Consider the following 8,376-nt stretch of genomic DNA (forward strand, 5'->3'; position numbering starts at 1 on the left):
ATTTCTTTTGTTTTTCCGTTTATATACCGTAAGTTTACATCTTATTTATATATAATGCGCTTTATAAAGGAAATCCATCCGATAAAATTCTGGTTAGTATTAGCTGCCATGGTGATAGCTGTTGCCTCTCTTTACGTCTCACATTCTCTGATAAGCGATTTATCTGCTGAAGAACGGGTACGTATGGAAGTGTGGGCGGAAGCAATGAAGAATTTGCAAACTGCAGATGGAAATACGGATTTGACTATGGTCTTGAAAGTTTTGAATGCCAATCATACTATTCCGGTAATCGTGGTTGATCAGAATGAGGATGTACAGACATATAGGAATATAGAACTGTCTTCAGCCGATACAATAGTCTCCTTAAAGGAAAAACTGAGTGATTTTAACCGTGAAGGTAATTGTATTCGCATAGATCTCAATGGCGGTGGCGATTATCTGAATGTATATTATGGACCTTCCCTTATGCTTACCCAGTTAGCTGTTTATCCTTATGTTCAATTAACGGTAGTACTCATTTTTGTTCTTATTGCTATCTTTGCTTTGTTGAGTTCTAAAAAGGCAGAGCAGAATAAAGTATGGGTTGGGTTATCCAAGGAAACTGCCCATCAACTGGGAACTCCGATCTCTTCACTAATGGCATGGATGGAATTACTGAAGACACAATACCCACAGGATGATTTGATTCCTGCTATGGCGGAAGATGTAGAGCGTTTACAGATGATTGCTAATCGTTTCTCTAAAATCGGTTCTATTCCTGAACTGGAGGATGCAGATTTAAAAGCTCTGTTGGAACGGGTGACGGATTATATAGCCCACCGTACTTCAGATAAAGTGAAAATCAGTACCCATGTACCCGATTCACTTCCCCCCGTGCGGCTGAATGTTGCTCTGTTTGAATGGGTGATAGAAAATCTTTGTAAGAATGCTGTTGATGCAATGGGTGGAGTAGGAGTATTGGTTATTTCGGTACAGGAAACGTCAAGATATTGGTGTATTGATGTGGCAGATACGGGGAAAGGAATTGACAAACGATATTTTGAAACGGTTTTTGCTCCTGGCTATACCACTAAGAAAAGGGGATGGGGATTGGGCCTTTCATTAGCACGAAGAATTGTGGTTGAGTATCATTCTGGATCCATTTTTGTGAAGCAATCGGAGATCAATAAGGGGACGATATTCAGAATAGAGCTTAAAAAATGAATATTTCGTTGCTAATTTCTACATTATGAGGATAATTATTTGTATCTTTGTCGCCCGAATAAATAAAAGAAGCTTTGGGAAAGTTTGATAAATACAAAATTGATTTGAAAGGCATGCAGGCAGACTCTTGTAAGTATGAGTTTGTACTGGATAACCTTTTCTTTGCTAACATTGATGGACCAGAAGTACAAAAGGGTAAGGTTAATGTTACGCTGGTTGTAAAGAAAACATCTCGTGCTTTCGAATTGAACTTCCAGACGGATGGAATGGTATGGGTACCGTGTGACCGCTGCCTGGATGATATGGAACAACCGGTAAGCTCTACAGATAAGCTGATGGTGAAGTTCGGTCATGAGTATGCTGAAGAAGGTGATAACCTCATTGTGATTCCCGAAGAAGAAGGAGAGATCAATGTGGCATGGTTTATGTATGAGTTTATTGCATTGGCTATTCCGATGAAGCATGTACATGCTCCCGGAAAGTGTAACAAGGCAGTGAGCAGTAAGTTGCATAAGCATTTGCGGACGAAAGCGGACGAAGATGATGCGGAAGATGAAATCTTTATTGAAGGTGAAGATGCACTGCCGGGAGGTGATGTAGAGGAAACTCAGATTGATCCGCGCTGGAACGAATTAAAGAAAATATTAGATAACAATTAAAGATTAAAAAAAAATGGCACATCCTAAGAGAAGACAGTCTAAAACAAGAACTGCAAAGAGAAGAACTCATGATAAGGCAGTAGCTCCTACATTGGCAATTTGCCCGAACTGTGGCGAATGGCATGTATATCACACTGTATGTGGTGCTTGCGGATATTACAGAGGCAAGCTTGCTATTGAGAAAGAAGCTGCTGTTTAATTTGCAGCCTGATAAAGAATATACTTGAATGCCGGATGTCTAAAAAGATTTGTAAGCACAAACCTTTTTAGACTACCGTTGTTTAGGTATTCATTAACTTAAGCAGGATTAATGGAAAAAATAAATGCAGTAATTACAGGAGTCGGCGGATATGTACCCGATTATATCTTGACGAATGAAGAGATATCAAGAATGGTGGATACCAATGATGAATGGATTATGACCCGTATCGGAGTAAAGGAAAGACATATCTTGAACGAAGAAGGATTGGGGACTTCGTACATGGCTCGTAAAGCCGCAAAGCAGTTGATGCAGCGTACTGGTTCTAATCCTGATGATATTGATCTGGTGATTGTCGCTACTACTACTCCTGATTATCATTTCCCTTCTACAGCTTCTATCCTATGTGATAAGCTTGGATTAAAACATGCTTTTGCTTTTGACTTACAGGCTGCTTGTAGCGGTTTCTTGTACTTGTTGGAAACGGGAGCTAATTTTATCCGTTCGGGAAGATATAAGAAAATTATTTTAGTAGGTGGTGACAAAATGTCGTCTATGGTGGATTATACCGAGCGTGCTACTTGCCCGATCTTTGGTGACGGGGCAGCTGCGGTTATGATGGAACCGACTACTGAGGATGTTGGTGTCATGGACGCTATTTTAAGAACAGACGGTAAAGGCTTACCTTTCTTGCATATGAAGGCCGGCGGTTCTGTATGTCCTCCTTCTTATTTCACAGTGGATAATCACATGCACTTTCTTTATCAGGAAGGTCGTACGGTATTTAAGTATGCCGTATCCAATATGTCGGACGCTTGTGTTGCCATTGCGGAAAGAAATAATCTCACTAAGGATAATATCGACTGGATTATTCCTCATCAGGCGAACTTGCGCATCATTGATGCAGTAGCTCACCGCTTGGAAGTTCCCCGCGAAAAGGTAATGATTAATATAGAACGTTATGGTAATACAAGTGCCGGTACGCTTCCGCTTTGCCTGTGGGATTTTGAGGATAAACTTAAAAAAGGCGATAACTTGATCTTTACGGCATTCGGTGCAGGATTTACCTGGGGAGCCGTTTATGTGAAGTGGGGATATGATGGAAAAAAACAGTAACAACGTTACGTTAATAAATAAGAAAAAACGCATCCTTATTTTCGATGCGTTTTTTTGTCTCAACTAAAATAGAGGAATGTGATGCATAAAGCTGGTTTTGTAAACATCGTGGGAAATCCGAATGTAGGTAAGTCTACGCTGATGAACGCCTTAGTGGGTGAGCGGATTTCGATTGCTACTTTTAAGGCGCAGACAACTCGCCACCGCATTATGGGTATCTATAATACGGACGATATGCAGATTGTATTCTCGGATACTCCGGGTGTGCTGAAGCCACAGTATAAGTTGCAGGAGTCTATGCTGAATTTTTCTACCTCGGCATTGACGGACGCGGATGTTTTGCTATATGTAACGGATGTGGTTGAGACGCCTGATAAGCATAATGAGTTTATAGAAAAGGTGGCACGTATGGAAATACCTGTCCTGCTGCTTATCAACAAGATCGATTTGTCGAATCAGGAGAAACTGGTGGAGCTGGTGGAAGCATGGAAAGCATTGTTGCCTAATGCGGAAATTATTCCGATTTCTGCAACTACAAAATTCAATGTGGAATATGTGATGAAGCGAGTGAAGGAATTATTGCCGGATTCACCACCTTATTTCGACAAGGATCAATGGACGGATAAACCGGCGCGTTTTTTTGTGAATGAGATTATTCGCGAGAAAATTCTATTATATTATGACAAAGAGATACCCTATTCGGTAGAGGTAGTGGTGGAACAATTTAAGGAGGATGCGAAGAAGATACATATCAATGCTGTGATTTATGTAGAGCGTGATTCGCAGAAAGGAATTATTATCGGTAAGCAGGGTAAGGCACTGAAAAAAGTGGCTACTGAGGCGCGCCGTGATTTGGAAAGGTTCTTCGGAAAGACTATTTTCCTGGAGACATTTGTGAAAGTGGATAAGGATTGGCGTAGTTCGGACAAAGAGTTGCGCAATTTTGGTTATCAACTGGATTAGAATATTCATACGACTGGGATAGTCGCAAAAAACAATGAGAGTGAACTATGGGAAATTTAGTTGCAATCGTAGGACGCCCCAATGTGGGAAAGTCTACTTTATTTAACCGCTTGACTAAAACACGTCAGGCGATTGTGAACGAAGAAGCAGGAACAACACGCGACCGCCAGTATGGTAAATCGGAATGGCTGGGGAAGGAGTTCTCCGTGGTAGATACCGGCGGATGGGTGGTGAACTCTGACGATATTTTCGAAGAAGAGATACGCAAACAAGTATTGATGGCTGTGGATGAAGCAGACGTGATTTTGTTTGTGGTAGATGTAATGAATGGAGTAACTGACCTTGATATGCAAGTGGCTGCTATTCTGCGCCGTACTCAAAAGCCGGTATTGCTGATTGCCAATAAGACCGATAATGGAGAACTGCAATACAATGCTCCCGAATTTTATAAGTTGGGATTGGGTGATCCTTACTGTATCTCGGCTATGACGGGTAGTGGAACGGGTGATATGATGGACTTGATTGTTGGTACATTCAAGAAAGAAGCTGACGAAATACTGGATGAAGATATTCCCCGCTTTGCAGTGGTGGGACGTCCGAATGCAGGTAAGTCTTCTATCGTGAATGCTTTTATAGGTGAAGATCGTAATATTGTGACGGAAATTGCCGGCACAACACGTGATTCCATCTATACACGTTACAATAAATTTGGTTTTGATTTCTATCTGGTAGATACTGCCGGTATCCGTAAGAAGAACAAGGTGAATGAAGATTTGGAGTATTATTCCGTAATCCGTTCTATCCGTTCTATTGAGAACGCTGATGTGTGTATCCTTATGTTGGATGCTACCCGTGGTGTTGAGAGTCAAGACTTGAATATATTCTCACTGATACAGAAAAATGCCAAAGGTTTGGTAGTGGTAGTAAATAAATGGGATTTAGTACAGGACAAAACAGTGAAGGTAATGAAGACTTTCGAAGATGCTATCCGTAGTCGTTTTGCTCCGTTTGTTGATTTCCCTATTATTTTCGGTTCGGCATTGACCAAACAACGCATTCTGAAGGTGCTGGAAGAAGCGCGTATAGTGTATGATAATCGTATGACGCGTATTCCTACTGCCCGGCTGAATGAAGAAATGCTTCCCTTGATTGAGGCGTATCCGCCTCCTGCAACCAAAGGCAAGTATATTAAGATTAAGTATATCACGCAGTTACCTAATACGCAGGTTCCTTCTTTTGTGTATTTCGCTAACTTGCCGCAGTATGTAAAGGAACCCTATAAACGTTTCCTGGAAAATAAGATGCGTGAGAAGTGGAGTTTGACCGGAACTCCGATAAACATCTATATCCGTCAGAAGTAGGATTATCAGGGTTTTAAGATATTGAAATAAAACCGCTTGATTTAGTTATAAATCGGGCGGTTTTTTACGTTTTATCAGTGAAATGCAAACAAAAAATAGGTTAGTATGAATATAATATTTATTTTTGCTTAGGTAACAGAAAAAAAGGATTAGATGAAACGCTACAGGTGGTTATTGGGATGCTGCTTGTTCCTGTCCATAGGTATGCTATGGGCTGCGGATGAGCCGGATTTACGTATGCTTCAACAAAAGGCTGCCCAAAGCAGAGATATGGAGGGCTATGTCGGAGTTTGTAAATATCTCTACCAAACGGAAGAAAATCCTGAATTACTCCTTTTATATGCAGATTCTATTCATCAGTTGGCTACGAAAAGCAAGAAGCCGGAACAACTCGTAGAATATTATATTTGGGCAAGTGAGGGAAATTTCATCAAGGGAGATTTCCAGCAGGGATATGCCTTAAAGCGGAAAGCTATTGCTCTGGCTGAAAAAGCGGGGTTGAAATTTGCAATAAGCCAGTCTTGTTGTGATATGGGGTATTATTGCAATGTGGATGCTCGTTATGATTCTGCACGTTACTATTTTCGTAAAGGGTTGGAAGCTGGAGAGGATTTATCGGAGGCAGGAGAAGCGTGCCGTACCATGTTGACAAATTATGCCAGTTCGTTTCTTTTTGAAGGGAAGACGGATTCTGCTCTAGTTTATACTATCCGTGCCAGCGAGCGTTCTGCTGCTGATAAGGATACGGCCATGTTAATTGAAAATTTGAATCAGTTAGGTACTATCTATCGTCGGAAAAAGGATTTAGAGAATTGCATTGCCAACTTTGAACAAGCACTTCATTTATGCGAGTTACGTGGAAATCATAATGCAGTTGCTTTTATATATGGAAATATAGCAACGGCTTATTGTGATTGGAATCGTCCGGGAGATGCGATTCCTTTTTCTGAGAAAGCCGTGGAATATGCTTTGAAGACAGGTAATAAGCGAAGGATAGGTACATGTTATGTCAATTTGGGAGCTATTCAGACTCGATTGGTACAAATGCGTGCGGAGGGAATTGCTACATTATTGAAAGCCATACCTATTCTGGAAGAAGTGAATGACAGACGACTATTGTGCGATGCTTATAATTATTTGGTGAACGCTTATCGGATGGATGGAAATCTGAACCAGGCAATGTATTATTTGCAAAAACTTGATAAGCTGGCACATGAAATGCAAACTGATGCGGAACGGTTCCGATATTATCAGGCGAAGGCGGGTTTATTGCAAGAGAGTAAAAAGTATACAGAAGCCATTATTTATTATCGGAGAATAATCGATATGCTCCGCAGTGGCTACAAGGACACCCGTGATTATGAACATTATAAGCGGTTGGCAGATTGCTATCTGGCTGTGAACAACTCATCTCAGGCCTATGAGTATCTGACCCAAGCCTATGCGCTGCGTGATTCAGCCTTTCATACTGAACAGACCGAACAGCTATCTGAGTATTCAGTAAAATATCAGACGAAAGAGAAAGAACTGGAGATCGTTACTTTGAGGCAGGAACAGTTGGAGCAGGAGACGTATATGCTGCGTCACCGTATCATTGTAGGATCAGTAATTTCACTGTTGGGAATTCTATTATTAGGTTCTCTCTATGCACGTCAACGCCAAAGGGCAAGGATCGCTGTGTTGGCTAATGCCGCTAATGAGAAAGAACGTGAGTTTCTGGAACTTCAGAAAGAGACTGAGCAGCGTCTGACACGAAAATACATTGATGGTTTGGAGAGTGAGCGTGAACGTATGGCGACTGAATTACACGATGATGTGTGTAACAGTTTGCTTGCGCTTGAAATGAATATTCGTACTATTTCCGGTGAGGAAAGTTCGGATTTGAGTGAACAGTTGGGACTATTGAGCAATACTCGCGAAAGGTTGAGAACTCTTTCGCATGAGTTGATGCCACCCGCCTTCCAGTATGCTACGCTCGACGAGATGTTGGGAGATTATGTGCTGCATTTGGCATTACCGGAGGGTATGTATGCGGAGTATCACTCTACAGAAAATGTCGACTGGAATATAATTCCTAAAGCTGTTGGATTTGAATGTTATCGTATTGTTCAGGAAGCGGTGAGCAATGCAGTGAAATATGCCAGCTCTGCCCGTATACAGGTGAAGTTAGCACTGGAAAACAAGAACCTTTCCATACTTGTTACAGATGACGGAAAAGGGTTTGATATGAGCAAGAAAACCAAAGGTATTGGCTTGCATACCATCTGGCAACGGGCTGAAACGATTGGTGCTAAGGTTGAACTGATTTCTGCTCCGGGTGAAGGAACCCGGCTGAGAGTAAATGTAATAATCTAATCGAGCAATGGAAAAGAATGTGAAAGCGGAATTATTGGTAGTGGATGACCATAGCCTGATTTTAGAAGGTATTTGCAAAATTGTGAATAAGATGCCGGAAGTAACAGTGGCGGATGCAGTGACTTCCGGAAAGCAGGCTATAAAGTTGATTGAAGAGCGTGATTATGATGTATATATTCTGGATATCAGTATCCCCGATATTTCAGGTTTTGAATTGATAGCCAGAATTCGTGAGTTGAATGACCAGGCGAGGATTGTCGTAAATACGATGCATGAGGAGATATGGATGGTGAACCGATTAGTGCAATGCGGAGTAAATGCGGTTATTCTGAAATCTTCGGCTCATGCAGAACTAGTGGCAGCTATTCGTAGTGTACTGAGGGGGGAGAGTTATACTTGTCCTCGTTTTGCTTCTATATTGCAAAAGTTAAATTCTTCATCATCAGGTTTACAACCAAAAGATGCTCCGACACGGCGCGAACGCGATGTTCTGGAAGCTGTAGCCAAAGGAATGAATACA

General features: G+C 41.4%; 8 protein-coding genes. All 8 read left to right on the forward strand.

Annotation, left to right across the window (positions count from 1 at the left end; genetic code table 11):
* The first annotated feature begins 54 nt into the window (after positions 1-54).
* Complete coding sequence (locus tag BACCELL_RS02900) at positions 55-1,203, forward strand: sensor histidine kinase (protein WP_044153297.1); 1,149 nt, start codon at positions 55-57, stop codon at positions 1,201-1,203.
* 74 nt (positions 1,204-1,277) lie between these two features.
* Positions 1,278-1,862: a YceD family protein gene (locus tag BACCELL_RS02905; RefSeq protein ID WP_007210033.1), complete on the forward strand. Its 585-nt coding sequence runs from the start codon at positions 1,278-1,280 to the stop codon at positions 1,860-1,862.
* 13 nt (positions 1,863-1,875) lie between these two features.
* The gene (rpmF, locus tag BACCELL_RS25880; protein WP_002562387.1) at positions 1,876-2,061 is read left to right on the forward strand and encodes a 50S ribosomal protein L32; all 186 of its coding nucleotides are present in this window, start codon (positions 1,876-1,878) and stop codon (positions 2,059-2,061) included.
* A 111-nt stretch (positions 2,062-2,172) separates the two neighbouring features.
* The gene (locus BACCELL_RS02910; RefSeq protein ID WP_007210034.1) at positions 2,173-3,177 is read left to right on the forward strand and encodes a beta-ketoacyl-ACP synthase III; all 1,005 of its coding nucleotides are present in this window, start codon (positions 2,173-2,175) and stop codon (positions 3,175-3,177) included.
* Positions 3,178-3,258: 81 nt separating this feature from the next.
* Positions 3,259-4,140: a GTPase Era gene (gene era, locus BACCELL_RS02915; RefSeq protein WP_007210035.1), complete on the forward strand. Its 882-nt coding sequence runs from the start codon at positions 3,259-3,261 to the stop codon at positions 4,138-4,140.
* 47 nt (positions 4,141-4,187) lie between these two features.
* Positions 4,188-5,501 (forward strand): ribosome biogenesis GTPase Der, encoded by a 1,314-nt coding sequence (gene der, locus BACCELL_RS02920; protein ID WP_007210036.1) that lies wholly within the window; start codon positions 4,188-4,190, stop codon positions 5,499-5,501.
* A 153-nt stretch (positions 5,502-5,654) separates the two neighbouring features.
* Positions 5,655-7,856 carry an ATP-binding protein gene (locus tag BACCELL_RS02925; RefSeq protein ID WP_044153258.1) on the forward strand — a complete coding sequence of 734 codons (2,202 nt, stop codon included), beginning with the start codon at positions 5,655-5,657 and terminating at the stop codon, positions 7,854-7,856.
* Between the two features lie 7 nt (positions 7,857-7,863).
* Positions 7,864-8,376 (forward strand): response regulator (locus tag BACCELL_RS02930; RefSeq protein ID WP_007210038.1); only part of this gene is annotated, 513 nt, incomplete at its 3' end.

Source organism: Bacteroides cellulosilyticus DSM 14838 (assembly GCF_000158035.1).
GTDB classification, from domain to species: Bacteria; Bacteroidota; Bacteroidia; order Bacteroidales; family Bacteroidaceae; genus Bacteroides; species Bacteroides cellulosilyticus.

Coding starts and splice junctions, on each gene's coding strand:
- BACCELL_RS02925 (WP_044153258.1), top strand. CDS start 5,655: ATGAAACGCTACAGGTGGTTATTGGGATGCTGCTTGTTCCTGTCCATA.
- rpmF (WP_002562387.1), top strand. CDS start 1,876: ATGGCACATCCTAAGAGAAGACAGTCTAAAACAAGAACTGCAAAGAGA.
- BACCELL_RS02900 (WP_044153297.1), top strand. CDS start 55: ATGCGCTTTATAAAGGAAATCCATCCGATAAAATTCTGGTTAGTATTA.
- era (WP_007210035.1), top strand. CDS start 3,259: ATGCATAAAGCTGGTTTTGTAAACATCGTGGGAAATCCGAATGTAGGT.
- BACCELL_RS02910 (WP_007210034.1), top strand. CDS start 2,173: ATGGAAAAAATAAATGCAGTAATTACAGGAGTCGGCGGATATGTACCC.
- der (WP_007210036.1), top strand. CDS start 4,188: ATGGGAAATTTAGTTGCAATCGTAGGACGCCCCAATGTGGGAAAGTCT.